Here is an 18897-nt window from a genome sequence, read left to right on the forward strand (position 1 = left end):
GGGTGGTCAGGCTCTCATCGGCCCGAACCGGGCCGGAACAGCGAGTCCAGACCGATCAGCAGGTCGCCGAGCGCGTCGCCCGGAAGGACGGTTCTCGGTGCGCTGGAGGGCGTCTCGGCGGTCCCGGTCAGCTCACCGGCCCGGGTCATGGCCTCCTCGCGGGCTCGGGTCAGCACGCGCAGGAGGTGCACGGCGAGTTCCGTGCCGCTCAGTTCCCGGTGCCGCTCGTCGGCGAACCGCAGGCCGGTGATCGATCCGTGCAGGCTGATGGTCACCGTGATCGATCCGTCGTCGCTCGACACGTCGATGGTGCTGATCTCCAGCTGATGGGCGAGGTGGGCCAGGTCTTCCTGGAGGCGGGTGAGATCGGCCAGGGCGGAGGTGATCCGGCCGGATTCGTCGCGAGGGCTGTCCATCGGTGGTCTCTCTTTCGTGAGGGGGGCAGTAGTCGTCACGGGCACTTGACGAGAATCTCCCGTAGCGCCGTGATCCGGTCCTTCCAGGACGGGTGCCGACCGGATATGTCGAGCAGGCGGTCGAGCCAGGCGTGTGTCTGTTCCCCGCCCCGGGTCCGGCCCTCGATCAGGGCCGGGACCTCGGAGAAGGAGCCGTCGAGGATCACGTACCTGAGCAGGATGCGGCTCATGAGCCCGTCGAATTCGTTCACCCCGCCCCGCTGTGCGAACCGGTCGACCTCGCGGAGCGCGATGCCCAGGAGGTCGGGCCTCGCGGCCACGTCGAGGGCCAGCGCTTCCAGCACTGATGCCACCCGGGACCCGTCGAAGTCGGGTGCCTGCAGGTGAAGTTCGTCGACGATTCGCTCGACCGCCTCGTGGAGGGAACTGCCGTTGACCGCTCCGGAGCGGCCGTGTCGCAGATGGTCGGCGATCACGGGAACGACGTCGGACCGGAGGAATTCGGCTTCGGGACCTTCTGCGAGAGTCAGTGTGTCGCCGAACAGGCTGAGTCGGCCGACGAGGTTTCGTGCCTGGGTGGCGGGGGCGTCGGTGTCCGCTGCGGCGTCCGGTGACGGGCGGGCCTCGCGGACCGATCGGGCGGGGCCCTCCCGCCAGGCCGACCGGGCCTCCTCCCGGCCGGGCGTCGGCCCGGCGGCCCGCCTCAGCCAATTCTCCAGCGCGGACGTTCCGGTGGGGGAAGGTGGGGTCTCGGTGGTGCGCAGCACGACCCGAGAGGTGACCCAAAGGATCTTGTTCCGGGGTCCCACGACCTCGAACACGGCCGTCGCGCTGACGCGGTGGCCTGTGAAGGCGCCCGCCCCGGTCTCGCTGGAGGCGCCGACGCGCAGGACCTCGCGGAGCTGATTGCCGTAGGCGACGAGGCTTCCGGAGCCCGTGGCGCCGCCGACGATCGGGATGGTGCCGCCCAGGTCGGCGGGAGCGATGGCACCGGAGGGCCCGAACGTCGCGCTCCGGGTGATAGAGGCGTTGGTGGTGGAGGTGTGGTTGCTGTTGTCGACCTCGATGTTGTCGATCGCGACGTTCTTGCTGGTGACCTCGATCGTCGGCGAGTACAGGGTCATCCGGATCTTCACGGCGTCGCTCAGGCCGGAGGTGAGAGCCGCTGCCGCGGCACTGTTCACGAAGACCAGACGCTCCGACTTGACCAGCTGGTTGAGACGGATGAACATGCCTTCGGTCGATCGCGAGGTCGGCGGGAACAGGGGGAACCAGTCGGCCGGGGCGACCTGCTCGACGGCTGTCACCAGGTGCTCGATGCCGGGCACGTCGTAGATTTGCACCGGCCGCCGCGGCTGCCAGACGCGGTCCGGGGTGAGGCCGAGCGCTTCACCGCCCACGGGAACGGCGACATGGTCGATCGACGTCTCGGCCCGGGCGGCGGTGCGGGAGACCGGATCGGTCGTGGTGATGGAGCCCTGGCGCCAGGGCTCCACGGATTCCGTTTCCGGGTTGAGGGTTTCGGCATCGGCCGGCTCGGTCTCCCCGGTTTGGAACCGGAGGTGGACCTGGGCCGCGAGCGTGATGGTCGGCGGGGGGAGGATCACCGGGGCTGCGAGGACGACGCGGTCCGGGGTCCCGGTCGCTCGTCGCACCGCGTTCTGCAGGAGCTCGAGCACCAGGGTCACGTAGCCCAGCGCCATCACCAGAGTCAGGGCCTGTTTCAGGGCGGCCAGAGAGTGGTCGTAGGCCGATCGCACGGAGACGTCCACCCCGAACACGTAGCCGAGGGTGAACTGGGCGGAGTCCATGGTGCGTCCCCAGGTGCGCAGCTCACGGGTGGACGTGACCGACCGGGTCACGCTGTTGCGTGACTCGGAGGTCAGTGTCGGGGTCAGCTCGGCGAGCTGGAGCCGGCCGGTGGGCTGCACGTCCAGGCGGCTGGTCCGGAAATCGGTGTCCGTGAGCCGGGTGCGTCGGGGTTCCTCACCGGGCAGGGCCGTGCCCAGCGCACTGATGTGGGAGATGACGTTGTCCATGCCGCCACTGGCGACGAGCCGGCCCCGGACGTCATCGAGCGGTGTGGCGCCCGGGCGGGCGGTGAGGGTGACGGTGATGATCTGGGGCCAGATCCCGAACCGTCGCTGCGCCTGGAACAGCACGTGGCCCTGAGGGCCGTGGTTCACCAGCGTGCGCCGTCCCAGGGAGGTGCTGTTCTCGTTGACCAGGGTCAGGAGGCCGGGCAGGTAGTTGCGGGTCCCCGGAGTGGTGATGCCGGGTGCCGTCGTGTTCAGCGCCTGCACGATCGCGCGCTGCAGGGCGCCCCGGCCTTCGGCGAAGGTCACCTCGGTGACGGTGCCGTAACCGATCTGGCCCCCGCTGCGGCGGAAGGGGCTCGGCAGTGCGCGGGTGTCGGCCGGAGGCGTCAGAAGATACTGTAGAGAAGGATCTTTCGCCGCGACCAGCTTTCCGAACGTCTGGTGGTTATGGAGATCGTTGTCCGTGAGGAGGAACCGGATCCCGTCGGCCATCCGGATCACCTGCTCGGTCGGGGGTGAGGTGCCCGCCCCGACGGCGTTGGCGGCGAAGTTCTGCCGGCCCGTTCTGATCGTCACCACGTACACCAGCGTGGCGTCGAACGGATGCATCCGGGTCGAGTCCTCCGTCGTCACCCGCATCACGCTGGTGTTGTCGCCGGTCAGTTCGGCGCGGGTCGAGCCGGTCGAGCGCACGTGGCTCACCCCCGGGGCCAGATGGCCAGGCCCCTGACCCCGGACCCGGACCGCCGCCTGACGGAACGTGTTTCGCGTGATGCCCCGGTTGTGGCCGGTGGTGGACTGCAGCCAGCGTTCGCCGTCCATCTCCGGGGTCCGCTCGCCGGCCCTCACGTCCGCGAGATACCCCTTGATCTCCAGGGTGACGTCCTGGCCCGACCAGATGCCCGATGTCGCCACCCCTTCCACGACGTAGGAGTCGCGCATGATCCGCAGGACGTGCGCGTGGAAGTGCTCGGCCGACAGGGCGCTGTGCAGCATGGTGCGTGGATGGGACGCGGCCCCGGCCAGGTCTTCTCCCCCGACCGCCGCGGCGACCCGGAACGGGCTCGTCGCCAGGGCGTGCCAGGCGGTCCTCAGCCAGCCGCCGACGATGCCCAGGGCCGTGCGCGGAGGCTGCACGACGGCCGCTCCGGGGCCGGCGACCACGACTGCCCCCGCCGCAGCTACCCGGTCGGGCACCGAGGTCAGCCCGTCGGCCGTCACCTCGTCCCGTACCTGGATCTCACCGAGGTGGGTACGCACCAGATCCTGCAGGGCGCCGCTGCCCGTGACCCATTCGAGGAGCGCGGTCTCGGGCAGCACGACCTCGTGGTCCAGGGCGGCGAACCCGGAGGCGTCCTCCGGCGTCACCTCCTGGGCCGGAGGCCTTCGGACGGGGCGCGGATCCGTCGATGCCTTCTCCAGCAGACGGTAGTGCGGAACGGTCAGGACGACCTGACCCCCGGACGTGCCGAAAGACGTTTTCGCGCCGTACGAGTCTACGGCCCTCAGAGTGTGGACGACCGGGACACCGAACTGGGTGGTGCCCTGGCTGCTGGGGCTCATCATGTAGTACTCGTGGCCGGTGCCGAGGCTCGAGCCGCTGACGTGAGTGGTGGAGCGGCCCGCGCCGATTCCGCCCCCGAGAACCGCACCGTCGGTGTAAGCGGGCTTCTTGCCGGTGGTGACGTGACCGCCGACCTGACCGGAGAGGTTCGCCTCACCGGTCAGGGCGGCGGGGGTCAGCGCGACCGACGACTCGCCCGGCAGGCTGGAACCGATGAAGTTCAGGGTCTGGATCTTCGGCAGGATCCGGCCGCGCGTCACCCCCACCTCGTCCCCGCCGGCCAGGTACTGCCGTCGCGTGGTCAGGGTCACCGAGATCCTCTCGGTGCCGGTCTTGGTGGGGATCTCGAAGCTCACGGGGGCGCCGCCGTCGATCGCGTTGTCCACGGCCGCCCGCAGGGTGTCCCGGCGCCTCAGCTCGTCGAGCTTGCGCTGATTCGCCAGGCGCGCCTGGTCGACGGCGTGGACGTCGGACGCCAGTCGCGTGAGGGGGTTGTCCGCCAGCATCTGCAGGGCGTTCGCGACGTGGGTGTCGACCACGGCGGGGGCCGCCAGGTATCCCTGGGCGCGCAGGTGGACCTCCAGCTCGTCGACCAGGGGCGCGACCCCGGTCACGAGGGTCGTCGTGGTACTCAGCCCCAGGACCCGCAGGTGCAGCAGTTCCGGTGGCAGGTGCTGCTCCGGTTGTTCCTTCGGGCTCTCCAGGGCCTCGTTCGGGGGGACCTGCAGGTTGACGGGATAGCGGGCGCCCAGCAGCCGGGACGCTGCCCGCGGGGTGAGCGGGTTGCCGGCCGGGCGGACGAGCTCGGCGGTCAGGCTGAAGGTGCCGCGGACGCGCTGGGTCACCCCGGCCACCCGCAGGGACCGGACCATGCGGGCGGTGCCGCCGGCGCTCAGGGTCCGCACCGACCGGAACTCCAGCGACGCGCTCAGCGAGGCGACGAAGTCGGCGACCTTCGCCAGGCCGTTGTTGACGTTCAGGGCGATGCTGAGCGCGAGGTTCAGGGCGCTGGTGGCCGTGACCGAGATCTGGGCGCGTTTCAGGCTGGTGATGTAGCTCTCGATCACCCCTTTCGCCAGGCTCGGCCCGACGGGTGCCAGCTCGGGACCGAGTTCCGCCCGCAGGCGCAGGTATCCGAGAACCTCGCCGGACGTGCGGTACAGGTCGGGGGTAGGCATACCGCCGCCGAAGGCGAGCAGCGGGAAGGAGGCCCGCAGATCCTTGTCCGACAGGAAGGCCTTCAGGACGCCGAGCGACGCGGGGTCCAGATCGGCGAGGTCAGGGAACGCGTCCAGGACGTCGGTGGCGATCTGCTGGGCGTGGGGAAAGCCCTCCGCTCCCAGGAGGGGGACGTCCTGGAGAATCTCGACCATGTTCGACAAGGGCGGTGTCGGCGCGACCACGTCCTGCTGGAGGGCCACGGTGCTCTGGGACTCCGGGAACCAGACGCCCAGACGCGAGTCCACCAACGGTTCCGGGAGTTCGAGCGGTATCCAGGCGTGGGCGTCACGGAGACCGAGAAGTTTGATCTCCCAGTGCATCCGGTAGGCGAACAGGTGCGAGGTCTCCCGGCTGCGCAGGATGGTGTATCCGGAGGTGCCCTGTCCCGCGGTCAGGACCCGGCCGATCTGGTTGTAGATCACGCGGAACCAGGCGCTCAGCGACACCTGGCTGATGCCGTACCGGTGCACGTCCTGGTGGACGGTGGTCCCGAGCCCGCCGGTGCGCAGTTCGGTGCCGGTCGCGACCGAGGCGGTGTCGGGCACGACGAACCCCCACCGTTGCAGCTGGACGGCCTGACCCGACAACTGCCCGTCCGGATCCCTCTGGCCGGCCGGCACCGGATCGCTCAACCGCAGCCGCAGGGCCACCGCGTGACCGGCGCCCTCCAGCCGTTCCACCGGGATCTCGAAACCCGCCTCGGACCGGAGCTCCTCCCAGGCCGTGCTGAGCAGCCGCTCGTCGAGGACCACCCCCAGGCGGGCCGCGTAGACCTCCCTCCCGGCGTGCCGGGCCGGATCCGCACTCGCGTCGATCGCGGCGAGCACCTGGTCCCGGAGGAACTCGACGACCAGTTGCGGCACCGGACGGATGTTCGCCATCGGGTGAGTGCCGGCGATGAACGTGGCCGGTCCCGTCGCATCCGGTGCGGTGGCCGGCCCGAAGTGGTTCACCTCGTCCTCGACGGTGACGCCGGGCTCGTCACGGCGCAGCGGAACCATCTCGTGGATCTCGCCCCGGACCTCAGGCCCGGCAAGGCCCTCCCGGGTGGCGCCGCCGGGCATCCCCCGGGAACCGAGGTCGAGGGCCAGCACCACCCGGTCCAGGACCGACCGCACCGCCCCCAGGTCAACCGGAGCCGGCTCGTGGACCAGCATCGCGACGATCGGCACCAGGGAACGGTTCCGAGGACTCAGGACGCCCTGGGGCATCCCGGTGCTCCGGCCGACGAGCTTGATCGCCGTCGCCCGCAGATCGTCACGTACGCCCGGGGTGAGCTCCTCGAGGCGCGCGGAGGCGACCTCGTGCGTGCGGGCCAGCCACCTCGTCCTCAATGACTGCCGGACCGCCGGGTCGCCCTCGAACCCCAGATCCCGCTCGAGGGCGTCCAGACCGATCGCTCCGGAGGTGCTCACGGCGGTCGGCGGACCGAAGATCGAGGACCAGTCCTCACCCGCGGGCTCCGGGTCGCCGGTGAGCCGCCCCCAGGCCCCGAACTCGATCGCCGTGGTGATCCAGGCGCTGGTACGCCGGCGCAGGTCGTCATAATCCGCGGCCGCCGCCCCGCTCTCCCGCAGAGCGGTGGCAGCGGACGTGAACGCCTCCACCGCTGTGCCCGCGATCGCCGGGCGCATCCCCAGACCCTGCAGGAGCGTGCGCAAACTGCCCGCATCAGCGGTGATCCGTGCCCCGGACAGCGCATCGGTCCCGTCCAGGACGCTGTGCCGCTGGGGGAAGCACCAGTCACTCAAGGGCGACATCAGATCTCCTGGCTCGGAAGGTGAGCAGGATGGATCGTCGCCGTTGACGTTTTATTGACGCGACAAGTACGGGCCGCGCGGTCCGGCGGCTACTTCAGGCTGGTGTTCGGGATCGCGATGGTCTGCAGCCGCCCGGGCGCCGAGCCCAGACTGGTGAACCCCCGGCCCGGCCGCAACGGCACGCGCAACTGGCTGTGGGTCAGACGCACCCCCAGCAGGTCACCCTCCAGACTGGTCTGCGGCGCCAGTAACACACCCTGACGACTGCGCCGGGCATCGTTCACCCAGCCCCCGGACGGCCCGGTGAGGAAGTCGGCGGAGCCCGCGATCGCGATGCCCCGTTCCCGGTCACGCCCCACCGAGATCAGCTCCCGCAGCACCGGGTCGATCGAGGAGGCCGAACCCAGCAGGTCGGCGTCGTCGATCAGCACCACGGTCGGACCGTGCTCCGGAGCCACCAGGGCCTTCAGCTGCTCGGGATCGGGGCGCAAGCCGTTCAGCAGATGGACCGAACGGTGATGGGACAGGCGCCGCAATGGTGATTCGCGAGGCGTGACGACGATCAGGCGGGTCGCGGTAGACAACAGCGAGATCCCCAGCGCGGCCAGGGTGTTGCTCCGCCCCGACCCGGAAGGGCCCGCCACGATGAAGGAATGGGCCCGGCCACCGAAATCGACCGTGAGCGGCGCCGCGTCACCACCGACCCCCAGAAGCCCCCGCAGCGGCTCGCGTTCGGACTGCGGCCAGCGCGCGAACAGGTCGGCGAACTCGATCCGCGACGGCAGAACCGCGATCTGGTGCGGACGCCGGGAATCGGGCACCCGCGCGTCGCGCCGCACCGCGTCCTCACCGACCGCCCGCAGCGCCGCGGCCTGCCCCTGACCGGACGGATCCGCCGTCAGCAGCGCGACCTGGATCTCGACCTGGTCCTGCGTACGCCAGGCCCGGCCCGGGGGAATCACGACCGGCAGACGCTGCGCGGGCACCCCGACGATCGACAGGTCACTGCGGTCGGTCATCCGCAGCATGATCTTGTTGTCGGACAGCGCCGCGATCCGGCCCCCGGTCAGCACCCGCTCCGACGTCATGATCAAGTGGATCCCGACCCCCGCCCCCTCCCGGATCAGCTCCTGCACGAGCGAGTACAGGGCACCGCCGTCGTGATCGGTCAGCAGGGCCGCCAGCGCGTCCCACCCGTCGACCAGGATCAGCAGGTGCGCCGGCGCCGCCCCGGAACCCAGCTTGACCCGCAGCTCCGGAAGATCGGCGACACTGTGCTGCGCCAGCAACTGCTGACGACGCTCGAGTTCCCCGCTCAGCCACGTGATCAGACGCCCCATCCGCTCCAGGTCCGAGCGCGGCACCACACCACCGCAGTGCGGCAGGTCGGTCAGCACACTCAGCGCGCTCCCGGCCGCGTCGATCCCGTAAAGATGCACATCGTCGACCGAATTCGCGCGAGCGAGACTACCGGCGATGGTGCGCAGAACCTGCGAGCGCCCGGCCCGTGGAGCCCCGATGACGAACAGGTGACCGTCCTGGCTCGGGTCGAAGACCAGCGTGTGCTGGTGCTGGAGGGCGGGTCGGTCGGCCAGCGCGAAGGGAGCACTGACCAGGCCGTCGCGGGTGGAACGGCTGACCCCCTGGGCCTGGTCGAGGCGGTCCAGGTCGTCCAGCAGCAGGAGCGGCGGCAGAGCGGGCAGCCAGGGACTCGGCTGCGGCGGGACCTCACTCAGCCGGGCCGCCTCCTGGATCGCCTCCACGAGTACGTCCAGGTCGGTGCGCTCGCTGTTCTCGTGCACCGGCCACTCGTCGGTGACCTCGTCCTCGGTCAGGTGCATCTGGACGGCCCGGCCCAGCCGTGACCAGGTCAGCCGTTCGGCCCGGGGCGGCACCGGGATCTTCTCGACCGGCTCACCGGTGGCCTCGTCGGACTCCACCGGAGCCCCGACGTAGGCGGTCTGGAAGGGCATGCTGGACCGATGGCCGAGCCGGGCCAGGGCCCGCCCGGGGTTGCGGGTCGAGATGTGGGCCGCGTCCTGGGTGTCGATGACGTCCTGGCTCTCGCCGACGTCGGTGACGCGCAGGGCGATGCGGAGGTTGGTATTGGCCTTGATGTCGGCGGTGACGACGCCGGCGGGGCGCTGGGTGGCGAGGATGAGGTGGATGCCGAGGGATCGTCCTCGCTGAGCGATGCTGACGAGTCCGGGGACGAACGAGGGGGTTTCGCGGGCCATGGTGGCGAACTCGTCGATCACCAGCAGCAGCCGGGGCATCGGGGCCATCTGGGGGTCGCGGGCGCGCTGGGCCCGGTACTCGGGCAGGTCCTTGGCGCCGGCGCCGGCGAGCATGGTCTCTCGGCGGCGCAGTTCGGCGGCGAGGGAGTCCAGGGCCCGCAGGGCCAGGGCCTCGTCGAGGTCGGTGACCATGCCGAGGGTGTGGGGGAGGTCGATGCAGCTGTGGAAGGCGCTGCCGCCCTTGTAGTCGACGAGGACGAAGACGAGTTCGTCGGGCCGGTTCACGGCGGCCAGCGAGGCGACCATCGACTGCAGGAGTTCGGACTTGCCGGATCCGGTGGTGCCGGCGATGAGGCCGTGGGGTCCGTCGCGCACCAGGTCGAAGGCCACGGTCCCGTCGAAGCCGGCTCCGAGCGGGAAGGTGGTCGAGGCCGGGCGGCGGGCCCAGCGGTTCGCGATCGCGTCGCCGGTGGGGGGATCGGCGCGCAGCAGGTCCAGCAGTCGGACCTGGTCGGGCAGACCGGAGACGTCGTCCGGGCTGACGTCGCGCAGGGACGACAGCGACCGGGCGACGTCCTCGCACCAGTCGGTGCGCACGTCGTCCGGGCGGATGTCCTCGCTGTCGGGAACATTGGCCTGGCGCAACGTGATCCGGCCGTGCTCGGTGCGGATCACGGCCGTGCACTCCTCTGGCAGCAGCCGTTCCAGGGAGTCCACCGCGATCGTGAAGACCCGGACCGCGGGCCCCTCGGTCAGGATCTGCATGATGCCGGGCACGTCGCGCAGCGAGCGGGCGCCGTCCATCAGCACCAGGACGTCGGGCTCGGCGAACAGTACGTTGCCCATCCGGGAGCCGCTGGCCGCCCGGCGGGCCTTGATCAGCTGGGTCAGTTCGCCGACCCGGTGGGCGATGGTCTCGGGGTCGTTGCCGATCGTGGCCAGAGGCCCGCCGGCGCCGTTGAGGAACGGGCGGGCCTGGGGCAGCCAGTGCGTCCACGTCCAGCGGTCGGCGCCGCCGGGGCGGGACGGGTGGATCAGCAGGTACATCCGCAGGTCCCGGGGGCTGTGCAGGGTGGCCGCCTGGGTGAGCATCCAGCGCACGATCGGGCCGGTGCTGTCGATGTGACCGGCGACCCCGACGACTCCGTGGTCGGTCACCGACACCCCGATCGGCACGTCCGGCACGTTCCAGCGGTAGCGGCGGTGCGGGTCCTCTCGGGCCGGGTCGTCGAGCTCCATCAGCGAGGGCTGGTCCAGCGTGCCGACCCGCAGCACCAGGAAGTCGGGGTCGGTGCGGCGCCGCTCCCACAGACGGCTGCTGGGGCCGTTGGCGATCAGCCCGACCAGGGCCGGGTCGGGGGCCGCCGCGCAGCGGGCCCGGCGCTCGGCGTTGATCGAGGTGAAGGCGGTCTGCTCGGCCTGGGTGCGGCGGCGCCGGTACTCGGCGGCGTCCTTGCGGTACTGGCGGGCCCCGCTGCGCCGGTCCTGGATCCAGTTCGACACCAGCATCAGGGGGGTCATCAGGGTGATGACCAGGAAGAAGTACGACTTGAAGAAGACCATGAAGGCGAGCCCGAAAACCATCGGGGACAGCATCATCATCAGCGGGAAGCCGCGGCGCTGCGGAGCGGTCGGCGGCTGCGGCATCTTCACCGGGGGCTGCAGCAGGGGCGGCACCAGGCGGGGCGGGCGGTTGAAGTCACGTCCGATCTGGTCCTCGGACGGGGCCAGGGCGGCGTCCGGGTCGAAGCGGGGGACCAGGCGCAGCAGGGTGTCACCGATGGCCAGGTCCATCCCGGCCGGCCAGCGCCGGGCGCCGTGGTGACCCTTCATCAGCTCGGCGTACTCGGCGGCGGCGTCCTCGAGGGCCTTGCGCTGGTTGGGGTCCGGGGCCCCGACCTCCTCGCGCGGGGGTTCGGGCAGGCTCAGGCGCCCACCGCGGACGGTCGCGGTCTCCTCAGCCAGGGTCATGCCGGTGCGGGTCAGGCGGGTGCCGCCCAGCCCGGACAGCCAGGCCTCGCCGTTTCGGTCGATCGTCAGTTCGGGCCCCTGCCCGGGGGTCTCGTCACCGTCGAGCCGGATCCAGGAGTCGGGGTCTCGCCCGATGCCGTAGGTGCCGAACCGGACCGGCCAGATGCGTCCGGCCTGGGGACCGCTGACCGCGTGGACCTCGAGCCAGTCGATGCCGGGTTCGGCGGGGCGCCAGGCATGGTCGGCCGCCGGGCTGGGGCTTCCGGTCGCGACGGTCTGCCCCGACACCAGGCCGGCCGCGCCCACCGTCGTCGCCGCGTCGGTGAGGTTGCCGTCCACAAAAACGGTTCGGGGGCCGGGCTCCTCGGTAGCGACCCCGGTCAGTGACCGCAGCGAGGTCTCCTTCTCGACGTCGAGCACGACGTCCCGGAGATCCTCCGGGTCCGGGTCGTCGGCGGAGGTGACGGTGATGACCAGCTGCATGGGATAATACCTTTCGCCCTGGCCGGGTGTCGGTCGGTCAGGTCAGGTCAGGACGGATGAGCCGATGGACGTACGGGGTCGCCGCACTCAGGTGCGGGAATCGACCGGTTGTGTCTCGACGGCGGTTTCGGCGGTGGCGGCGAAGTCTGCGGTGGCGGCGCTGTCGGCGGGGTCACGGTGCGGTGCGGCGTCTCCGGCGCTGCGGCCGGTGGCCTGGGGACTGAACGGCTCCGGTTCCAGCAGGTCGTCCAGATCGGTCCCGTCCCGCTGAGGCGGCTCGGGCGCCGGTCCGTCCGGGGGAGTGAAGGGCGTCAGTGGGCTCCGTCGGCGCCGGATGATCCGGGCCACACCGTGTTCCAGCGGCGAGGAGTCGGTGAACAGGCCGAGCTCGGGGGCGTCGATGCGACCGGACGCGCTGACCGGCAGACGCCAGCGCCGGCCCGCGTAGGGCCCGGCCACCACGACCCGCAGGTGGGGTAGCCGGGTTCCGGCCGCGGCCAGGAGTTCTCGGGCGTCGCGATCGGGACGGCCGCCCAGCAGCACCGTGAGACGCTGCGGCGCGTCCGGTGCCGGTGCTCGTTCCAGCCGGTCGCGCAGGACCGACGCCAGGCTCGGGCCGGGGAACCGGGGATGCAGGCCCGAGGCCACGATCACCTCCACGTCCTCGGCGACGGCCAGACCGGAGTACAGCTGGGCGGCGATCGCACTGATCAGGGCCGCCACCGGCCGGTCCGGTCCGCTCACCTCGACGACGCCGGGGGCGGCGAGCAGGTCGAGCAGGGTGATCGTGTCGCTCTCGACCCCGATCGCGACCAGGCACACAGGCTGGGGCGAAGGGAGGTCCGCGAGATCCCGGCGGGCGGCGACCCAGCGGCCGTCCTGAGCCCGCCAGGGGGCGGCGGGCTCAGGACGGGTGAATCCGGTCATCGCGAGACGCAGCTTGCTGCTGTTCATTTCGACGGCGTAGGGGCGGCAGTCCGGATCGGCGGTGACGTCACCGCCGATCGCGGTCCGCAGCATCCGGGCCGTGTCGGGGCCGGACATCTCCCCGGAGATCCGCCGCACGCCGCGCCGGAACCGGTGGATCTGCCGGAACGGCTGTGCCAGATCGGCGAAGACCGACCGGACGTACCCTCCGGCCCGGCCGAAGACCCGCCGCCATCCCCACCTCCGGCTGAACGATCGGGCGGCGAAGAAGAGGAGGACGACGAACTCGACGACCGTCACGACGGCGATCACCGTGCCGCGATCGAGGTGGAGACCGCTCATGTCGGGGACATCCTGGTTACCGTTCTGCTGCGGGGGATCCGGGGACGCCGATCAGGAGTCCTCGGGATCCTGACTGGCGTAGCCGTGGTCCATCATCAGGAGGTTCTCCACGGTGGAGCCGAAGCTGTCCGCGAAGTTCTTGATGTTGGAGATGGCTTCGGAGAGGTTGTTGGAGAAGGCCTGGAAACTGGTGCTCATGACCGGGCTGGACTCGTTCATCCAGAGACCACCGTCGATCGTCAGCATGGTGGCGACCGCGGTGTGCAGGATGTTCAGGTCACTGATGATCTCGTCCTTACGGGAGTTCATCGCCGTCACGACCATTTTGACGGCTTCCGGGTCGACCTCGACGTCAGCGGGCACTGGGATTCCTTCCTCGGATCAGTTGGCGTTCATGGAGTCGAAGATGCCGTCGTCCAGGTCCTGGATCTGGCCGATAATGGTGGTGAACTGCGCCGCCCAGGAGGGGATGCTGTTCACCGCCTCGGTGATGGAGTTGTTGAAGGCGTCGTACTTGCTCGAGAGCAGTGGACTGGACTTAACCAGGTACAGACCGCCCCCGACCTGGAGCATCGCGCTCACCTGGGTCTTCAGGGTGGTCAGCTTGGGTACGGTGATCTCGGCCGTGTGGCTCAGTTTGGCGGCCACGTCCCGCACCATGTCGTAGTCCACTTTGATGGCGGTACCCATGCGGTGTCTCCTTCGGTCGGACCGGAAACTTTTCCGGTCAGTGGGTTTCGGATCCGTTACCGTTGCCGCCGGCACCGCTGCCGTTGCCGGTGCCTCCGGGGTTCGTGGTGGGGCCGTCGTCGGCCGGTTCTCCGGGACCCGGCCCCGTGGTCTGGGTCCAGGAGTTCGTGTCCGCGTCCCCGGTCCAGGTCCGCACGACTCCCTTGTCGTCGGTGGTCACCTTGGTGTCGTGGTCGGTGCCCTCGTGGTTGGTCACCTCGGTGGTGTCCGACGTGCCGTCCTGGTCGACACGGACCTGGGTGTAGCCACCGTCGCCCGGCTTGGGCGTCACCGTGGTGGTGCTGTGGCCGTTGTTCTTCGAGTCCGCCGGATCGGTGAAAACGCTCTCGATCGTGTAACTGCCGTTCGCGCCGGGCGTGATCGTGAGGGCCTCGCCGGTGCCGTCGCTGTGCTTCACGGTGGTGTGGGTCACCGAGGGGGTGTCACTGTCGCCCTCGTACTCGTAGATCGTGGTGTCCTCGTGCGCCAGCCCCTCGCCCGAGGTGACCGTCGTGGTCTCGGAGGTCACCCGTCCCTGGTCGTCGTAGGTGCTGTGGGTGACGGTCGGGTTCGAGTCGCCCGGGTACGGGATCCCCGGGTTGTTCTCCTCCCACACCGTTCGCGCGTCGGTGGTGGTCGGCCGGGCCCCCGGTTCGGTCGGCGGATGATCGCCCCAGTCCACCAGCGGCACCGGGTCCGGGTGCACCAGATTCCCGTCCGCGTCGTAGTAGTCGCGGGGCTGAAAGGTCTTGTCCTTGTTGCGCTGGTAGTACTCCCACTGCTCCCGGCGGGCCTCCCACTCGGCGTTGCGGATCGCGGCCAGCGTGGTGTTGGCCTGGCCGGCGACCGTGGAGTCGAAGTCGAAGAACTTGGTGGCCACGCCGTCCAGGAGGTTCGCCATCTCACCGAGCCGCTCCAGCGAGTCCTTGAACGGCCGGTCCCAGTTGCCCCGGAACGTCATCAGGGCGTTCGCCAGGGACGGGTGCCCGATCGTGGCGGCGTCACCGACGTTCTCGATGACGTGACGCCCGCCCGTGGGCCGGGGGTGGTTGCCGATGGTCCGCTGGTCGGGGTCCTGACCGGTGTCGCCGCTGATCTCCACGGTCCCGGTGTCGAGACCGGGGACGACGTCGGACAGATGGTCCTTGAGCAGGCGCGCGTCCTTGGCGACACGGTGCAGCTGCTCGTAGTCGATCTGTAGGTCGGGCACGGCTGGGACCTTCCTCCGGAACGTCGGACCGCCTCCGGTCCCACTCATCTGAATGACGCCAGGAGGACCCAGACCGTTCAATTCGCGGAGCGAAAGTGCTGGCAATCGAACGTCAATGTCCACCTGGCACACTCGGCGCACCCCTGCCCGTCCCGGCGACGCCGGCGGGCCCCCGGGCGGCGGAACCGGTTCCGAGAGTGACGAGTGGATGAGATTCGCGAGTAGCCAGAAGCGCCGTCCCGAGACCGGGACGACCTCGTCCGGCCCGGCGCCGGGCTCGTTGCGGGTCGCCCCGGGCGTCGCAGGCGCGCTCGACACCATCGGTGAGGCCATCGCCCGGGCCGCGAGCGGGCAACTCGTGCTGATCGCCCCGGGCATCTTCCCCGAGAACCTGGTGATCGACCGGGCGGTGCGGTTACGTGCCGAGGCCGGGCCGGGCACCGTGCGGGTGACGGGGCCGCGCGGCACCGTCGTCTCGGCCTCGGCGCAGATCAGTGGACTGACCTTCGACGCGGTCACGACCGGGGGGCCACTGGTGCGCCTGGTCTCCGGGAGGACGGAGCTGTCCGGGTGCAAGGTCTGCCACGGGAGAGTGGTTCTCGAGGGTGAGGCGGCTGCCGTCCTGCGGGACTGCCGGCTGAGCAGTTCCCCGGTGGTCGGTCTGCACCTGACGGGGGCCGGCTCGGCCGAGGTGCACGACTGCGCGATCACGGACGTCGACGGCACCGGGGTGGTGGTCAGCGACTCGGCCGAGCTGCTGATGAAGGCCAGCCGGGTCGACTCCACGAAGGGATCCGGCCTCCGGGTCCGGGGTGAGGCACGGCTCCGGGTGGAGGACTGCGAGATCTCCCGGAGCACGCGCAGCGGCGTGCTCATCGAGGACTCCGCCTCGGTGGTGCTCCAGGGCTGCCGGATCGAGCGGGCCGGCGCGGAAGGGCTGCGCATCCTCGGCAGTGCCCTCGCGTCCTCCGGGGAGAGTGACGATCACGGCGTCCAGCTGATCGGCTGCGTGGTCGACCGGTGCGGTGGGGACGGTGTGCTCGCCGAGGGCGGTCGGGTGCGGCTGAGCGGTACCCGTCTGTCCCGGACCGAGCGGTCCGGGGTGGTGGCGGCCGGGACGGTCGAGCTGAGCCTGGAAGATGTTGCGCTGGATTCCATCACAGGAACTGGGGTGGTGGCGCGGGACGAGACCCGGATGCAGGGTGTCCACCTGAGCGTCCACGGGTGCGGGGCCAACGGGCTCTTCCTGTCGGGCCGTTCCCGGGTTCTGGCGTCCGGTGTGGTCGTGAAGGGGACAACCTTCAGCTCGGTATGCGTCGACGACGCCGCGCGGGTGCAGCTGTCCGAGGCGAGGATCGCCGGGTCGTCCGAACACGGTGCGGATCTCAAGGGCGAGGCGCAGATGGATCTGCGCGACGTCTGGGTGACGGACGCCCGCATGTCGGGAATACAGGTCGAGTCCCGGGCCGTCCTGAACGGTCAGGAACTGACGGTCGAACGGTGCGGGACCGGGTTGCTGCTGTCCTCGGAAGGGCCGGTGACGCTGGACGGGACCACCGTGCGCCGGAGCGAGCGGGCCGGCATCCAGGTCGGCTCTGGCGGTCGCGTGACCCTGCGACGGGTGCGCGTGGGCCGGGCCGGCACGGCGGGCATCGTGCTGGAGAAGGACACCCAGGTCACCGTCGAGGAGGCGGTCGTGGAGGGCGCCGGTGGGTCCGGGCTGGTGGTCTGGGGCAGCGCCCGGCCCACGGTGACCGGGCTGCGCGTGCGTGACGTTGCGAAGAACGGCATCTTCGTCGGGGAGGACGCCGGGGGTACCTACACCGACTGCGACCTGTCCGGCTGCGGTTTCCCGGCCCTGCACATCGGCAGGAGAGCCACGCCGGAGCTGATCGGCTGCCGGATCCACGACACCGAGGTGGACCTGAACCAGGACGAGGGGGCCCGGCCGACGTTCCACCCTGTCACGGGCACACCGGTGACGGACACAGGCCCGGGGGCCGGTGAGCCCGGTTCCGCCGACGAGGGGGAGCAGCCGCCGGAGAGCTTCGACGAACTGCGCGGCAAGCTGACCGACCTGGTCGGCCTCGACCAGGTCAAGGCCGACGTCAGCGGCCTGGTGAAGCTCATGCAGATGGTGAGACGGCGCCAGGAAGCCGGTCTGGCGGCGCCACCGCTGAGCCGGCACCTGGTGTTCGCCGGCAACCCAGGAACCGGCAAGACCACGGTGGCGCGACTGTACGGGGGACTGCTGGCGCGCCTGGGGGTGCTCGAGAAGGGGCACCTGGTCGAGGCGGACCGGGCTGCCCTGGTGGGCTCGTACGTCGGTCACACCGCGCCGAAGACGGAGGCGATCTTCCGGAAGGCGCTGGGCGGTGTGCTGTTCCTGGACGAGGCGTACGCGCTGTCGCCACCGGGGCAGACGAACGACTTCGGCCAGGAGGCGATCGTCACGCTGATGAAGCTGATGGAGGACCACCGGGACGAGATCGTGGTGATCGTGGCCGGGTACTCCCTCGAGATGCAGCGGTTCATCAGCTCCAACCCCGGCCTGGGCTCCCGCTTCTCACGCACCCTGGAGTTCGCCGACTACTCCTCGCAGGAGCTCACCGAGATCGTGCAGCTGCAGGCTGAGCACCACCAGTACCAGATCACCGCCCCGACCCGGGACGCCCTGGTGACCTACTTCGACTCGATACCCCGCCGGGCCGGTTTCGGCAACGGCCGGGTGGCCCGGCAGATGTTCCAGACCATGACCGAACGGCAGGCCGAGCGCCTGGCCGACCGCGAGGACTCGACCACCGAAGACCTGCAGAGGATCGAACCGGCGGACATCACCCCGCACTCGATCTGATCCCTTTGTAAGAACAACTGTTTTCCTGGAGCTGACGTGAAGACCGAGCAGGACGAGACGACCCCACCCTCTTCGTCGGAAGGGGTCGGCTCGAAGGAACCGGAAACACCGGAGCACGAGGCGTTCCTGACCTCCTGGAGCCGTTCGGCCCTGGTGCGCAAGCCCTGGATGCACGTGCCCACCCACGGCCTCGGCGGGCTGGGGGTTCTCGGTGCCGGTCTGGTCGTGGGCGTGGGCCTGCTGCTGGGTGGGGTGGCGGCGGTGCAGGCGGCCGCGTCCGCGATCGGTGGCGATGACACCCCTGGTTCCGCCACGGCCGCCGCGGCGGGAGGGCGGCCGTCGGGCCGGGCCTCCACCGGAGCGGTCACGCCCGTGCCTAGCTCGTCCGGATCCGGGAAGGCCGGTGTCGCAACGAATCCGGCGCTGGCGCCGGTGCCGGCCGGGAACAACGGCGCGGGGGGCGGTGCCGCGGCCGGAGGCGGGAAGCCGGCTTCCGCGGGTGGGACGACCGCTCCGGCCGCCGGCCAGACGACTCGGGGTCAGAGCACGGGATCGGGCGGGACCTCGACCTCGTCGTCGTCCGGTACGCAACCGGCCGCGGCGGCGGCCGCTGCCCGCAGCAGTGCCACGACCGCCGCCGGGCCCGCGTACAAGACCGTCGGCGTCATCCGTAACCTGATGACGCACTACTGTGCGGACCTTCCGGGCCGGACCGGATCGGTCGCCGAGAACGCTCTGGTCGCTCAGTACACCTGCGACGGCAGCAGCAACGACAATCAGGTGTACCAGACGGTCACCCAGGCGGACGGTACTTTTCTGCTGCGCAACCTGAAGTCGGGTTGGTGCCTGGACGTCAACGGTGGCGGGGCCGCGGCGAAGGGCACCGTGGTGAACACCCACAAGTGCCTGCTCGGCAGCGCGGACAACCAGATGTTCCGCAAGGAGTTCCACGGGAGTGGATTCTTCCTGGTCAACGTGAAAAGCAATATGTGTCTCAACGTCTCGAACCCCGATGGGGTCGACAACAAGGTGCTCGGGATGCGGCTGACGCTCTTCCCGTGCTCCACCCAGGACGACCATCTCTGGACGTTCGGCTGAGACCAGTTGACCTCCGGTGGAACCGGTGTTCACTCGTGATCAAGGG

General features: G+C 70.4%; 9 protein-coding genes. 2 read left to right on the top strand and 7 right to left on the bottom strand.

Annotated features, from left to right (window positions below):
• Positions 1 to 14: 14 nt before the first annotated feature.
• From QSK05_RS10930 to QSK05_RS10960, 7 genes are all read right to left on the bottom strand, one after another.
• Positions 15 to 416 (bottom strand): YbaB/EbfC family nucleoid-associated protein, encoded by a 402-nt coding sequence (locus QSK05_RS10930; RefSeq protein WP_285596730.1) that lies wholly within the window; start codon positions 414 to 416, stop codon positions 15 to 17.
• Between the two features lie 35 nt (positions 417 to 451).
• Positions 452 to 7000, bottom strand: coding sequence for a hypothetical protein (locus QSK05_RS10935; protein WP_285596731.1), 6549 nt, complete (start codon positions 6998 to 7000; stop codon positions 452 to 454).
• Between the two features lie 89 nt (positions 7001 to 7089).
• The gene (locus QSK05_RS10940) at positions 7090 to 11691 is read right to left on the bottom strand and encodes an FtsK/SpoIIIE domain-containing protein (protein WP_285596732.1); all 4602 of its coding nucleotides are present in this window, start codon (positions 11689 to 11691) and stop codon (positions 7090 to 7092) included.
• Positions 11692 to 11778: 87 nt separating this feature from the next.
• Complete coding sequence (locus QSK05_RS10945; protein WP_285596733.1) at positions 11779 to 12960, bottom strand: hypothetical protein; 1182 nt, start codon at positions 12958 to 12960, stop codon at positions 11779 to 11781.
• 51 nt (positions 12961 to 13011) lie between these two features.
• Positions 13012 to 13323 carry a hypothetical protein gene (locus QSK05_RS10950; protein WP_285596734.1) on the bottom strand — a complete coding sequence of 104 codons (312 nt, stop codon included), beginning with the start codon at positions 13321 to 13323 and terminating at the stop codon, positions 13012 to 13014.
• 18 nt (positions 13324 to 13341) lie between these two features.
• Positions 13342 to 13650: a hypothetical protein gene (locus QSK05_RS10955; protein ID WP_285596735.1), complete on the bottom strand. Its 309-nt coding sequence runs from the start codon at positions 13648 to 13650 to the stop codon at positions 13342 to 13344.
• 37 nt (positions 13651 to 13687) lie between these two features.
• Positions 13688 to 14899 carry a hypothetical protein gene (locus QSK05_RS10960; protein WP_285596736.1) on the bottom strand — a complete coding sequence of 404 codons (1212 nt, stop codon included), beginning with the start codon at positions 14897 to 14899 and terminating at the stop codon, positions 13688 to 13690.
• A 208-nt stretch (positions 14900 to 15107) separates the two neighbouring features.
• Here QSK05_RS10960 and QSK05_RS10965 point away from each other — a divergent pair, with 208 nt between their 5' ends.
• Both QSK05_RS10965 and QSK05_RS10970 read left to right on the top strand, forming a co-directional pair.
• Entirely contained in the window at positions 15108 to 17753 is a 2646-nt protein-coding gene (locus QSK05_RS10965) for a right-handed parallel beta-helix repeat-containing protein (RefSeq protein WP_285596737.1), read from the top strand.
• Between the two features lie 36 nt (positions 17754 to 17789).
• Positions 17790 to 18851 carry an RICIN domain-containing protein gene (locus QSK05_RS10970; RefSeq protein ID WP_285596738.1) on the top strand — a complete coding sequence of 354 codons (1062 nt, stop codon included), beginning with the start codon at positions 17790 to 17792 and terminating at the stop codon, positions 18849 to 18851.
• Positions 18852 to 18897: the final 46 nt, after the last annotated feature.

This window comes from Kineosporia sp. NBRC 101731, assembly GCF_030269305.1.
Lineage (GTDB): Bacteria > Actinomycetota > Actinomycetes > Actinomycetales > Kineosporiaceae > Kineosporia.